Source organism: Roseibium denhamense (assembly GCF_009711415.1).
Lineage (GTDB): Bacteria > Pseudomonadota > Alphaproteobacteria > Rhizobiales > Stappiaceae > Roseibium > Roseibium denhamense.
Genome location: NZ_SMLZ01000041.1, coordinates 1 through 717 on the forward strand (window position 1 = coordinate 1; position 717 = coordinate 717).

A 717-nucleotide genomic window follows, 5' to 3' on the forward strand; every position below is an offset into this window, starting at 1 on the left:
AGCGGGTCAGTGGATCCGTGTGGTCGGCGGATGGTCGGCCGACCAGTTTGCGGAAAAGCGCTTGCCGACCATCGACGAAATCAACGCGGTCGCGCCGGAAGTGCCCGTTTATGTCCTGCACCTTTATGACCGGGCCTGGCTCAACAAGGCGGCACTGCGCGCCCTTGGCATCGACCAACACTTCTATGAGCCGTTTGTCTCCGGCCGCCTGGAGCGGGACGACGAAGGCAATCCGACGGGGCTGGCCATGGCGCGCCCGAACGCGCAGCCTCTCTATGCCTTGCTCGACATGGCGCCGAAGCTCGACTTCGAGCAGCAAGTCACCTCGACCAAGCACTATTTCCGGGCGCTCAACGGACTGGGCCTGACCTCGGCGCTCGACTGTGCCGGCGGGTTCCTGAATTACCCGGATGACTACGGGGTCATCTCGGAGCTGAACAAGCGCGGCGAACAGACCGTGCGCATCGGGTACCAGCTGTTTGCGCAGCGTCCGCTGTTTGAACTTGATGACTTCAAGCGCTGGAACGACATCGTCAAACCGGACGCGGGCGACGACTATCTCAAGTGTGTCGGCGCGGGCGAAATGCTCGTGGCCTCGGCCTATGACTTCGAAGATTTTTCCTATCCGCGCCCGGAGTTGTCAAAGCGCATGGAAGGGGATTTGCGCCCGGTGCTGGAATTCCTGCTGGAGAACCGGTGGCCGATCCGCTTCCACTG

At 62.1% G+C, this 717-nt stretch carries 1 protein-coding gene; it reads left to right on the top strand.

Features of this window, described 5'->3' with window-relative positions; genetic code table 11:
• Positions 1 to 717 (top strand): amidohydrolase family protein (locus E1180_RS00135; protein ID WP_155189071.1); only part of this gene is annotated, 717 nt, incomplete at both ends.